At 39.8% G+C, this 1669-nt stretch carries 2 protein-coding genes and 1 pseudogene; all 3 read left to right on the top strand.

From position 1 onward, the window contains the following. Window positions 1-187: 187 nt before the first annotated feature. Window positions 188-301, top strand: a pseudogene (locus tag HT719_RS11045) (DUF4231 domain-containing protein); the annotation flags it as partial. Window positions 302-638: 337 nt separating this feature from the next. Continuing rightward, a complete protein-coding gene (locus tag HT719_RS11050; protein WP_153300005.1) occupies window positions 639-776 on the top strand; it encodes a hypothetical protein in 138 nt (45 codons plus the stop codon). Between the two features lie 79 nt (window positions 777-855). Further along, window positions 856-1669: YSIRK-type signal peptide-containing protein (locus tag HT719_RS11055; RefSeq protein ID WP_172929228.1), on the top strand; the 814-nt coding region annotated here is incomplete at its 3' end.

Below are 1669 nucleotides of genomic sequence, written 5' to 3' on the forward strand. Positions count from 1 at the left end.
GCTTCGGCTTACGAATGAACTCGATTGCTGGCATTATCAACCGTGAACTAGGATTCTAGTTTTGCAGGAAGTCTAGTTTTACAATCTACAAGTTGATTCACTTTCTATTATGTATTATTATGATAGTGGTAAACAAAACAGAGAGGAGTTCTATATGACACCAGAAGAAGTCTATATGACAGAGTGATTGGAAAAGCAAATCACCTGCTTTCAGGGGAAAAGTTTCCAGCATCGCAGACGCTACAAGGTCTTGGAGATTGCTGAGATTGTTTCCGGTTTTTTGATTGCGATTTTTTGTGCTTAAAAGACAGGAACTTCCTTGAAACTTGAGTTTGTCTCGGTGCATTTGAAAGAAAACTCAGTTTAGACGGAGACTGTTAAACAAGCTTATGGTCTAACCAGTACGGATGTGGTTGAGTAGCTAGTAGATGGTTTTTTAGAAATGGAAAGAGTGCAGATTTCAATGTTTCAACACCTAAAGGAAGATAACTAGGAGGTGATTAAGGTTAAAACAAAACGGATAAATGGTGATTTATTTTCAGGTCTTATCGCTGATGTCGACGAAGAAATCATGAATAGCGATGACAATCGTTTAGCTATCGATAGGATTGTCATCCAACATAATGGCGGTTTGAGCGATGAAGGAGCACCTGGTATGTATCTACAGGCGTTGGTACCTCTGCTTATTACCAGGCTTGGACTATCCAGAGCATGGTTTTTGCCCTGTAGGAGTCTTTGCCATCATTGATACCCAGGAAGCAGACGGCTACACTTGAGGCTTTCTGAAGTCAGAAAAAAGCTGGCTGGCCTTGGAGTTCACAGAAAGAATTACTTAGAACATAAGGAGAAAAATAATTGTTGAAATTGATACAAAATAAGAAAAAAGGTGGAGAGAAAGCCTTTCGCTACTCTCTCAGAAAATTTAAATTTGGCGCGGCTTCTGTGTTGGTAGGACTCTCCTTTTTAGGCAGTGATATATCTACCGTTTCTGCTCATTTTGAAACGGTAGATAATGTGACTTATCTTGGGGATACACCTAGAGAAGTTGGGTATGCTAAGCAATCAGTACAAGTAAGAACTGAGATATCAAAAAATGGCAAGCATGTAAAATATACAATACTTTTCAATAAAAATTATGAATACTGGGCTAGGCCAGGACTTACTGCTTGGTTACCAACTGGTTTGGATCATCGGACGGTTAGGATTAGAACTTATAATTCTGATGGAAAAACAGGGGGAGGGGGATTGCCGTGGAAATTAGTGCACGATTTGGGAGTGCATGAATTTCCTGGTGCGACAAGAGAATTAGTTTTCAATCCTGATTTTGACCCTAGAAACGAAGGAAAATGGAATGAATTTTGGGAAAAAATAGGAAAGGTTGGTTCAGGTTCCGATATTCCAACTGAGTGGAAAGAAAAAAATCAGTTACTGTTTGGTATCAATTCATGGGAAAATTTTTCTCACAATGCTTACAAGTGGGAAATAGAAGCGGATGTTCAAGATGGGGTAGTGGCTTCACAATTACCTGTCGTAGCTGGAATTGTACAGCCTCGTTCAAGATATCCTCGCTATGTTGCAGTAGGACCTAATGAAACAGTAGATACAGACGGAGACGGTCTAACTGACAAGCAGGAAGTTGATAAGGGTACGGATCCACTTAAGCAAGATA

The organism is Streptococcus sp. k-378 (assembly GCF_013277505.1).
GTDB lineage: Bacteria > Bacillota > Bacilli > Lactobacillales > Streptococcaceae > Streptococcus > Streptococcus pseudopneumoniae.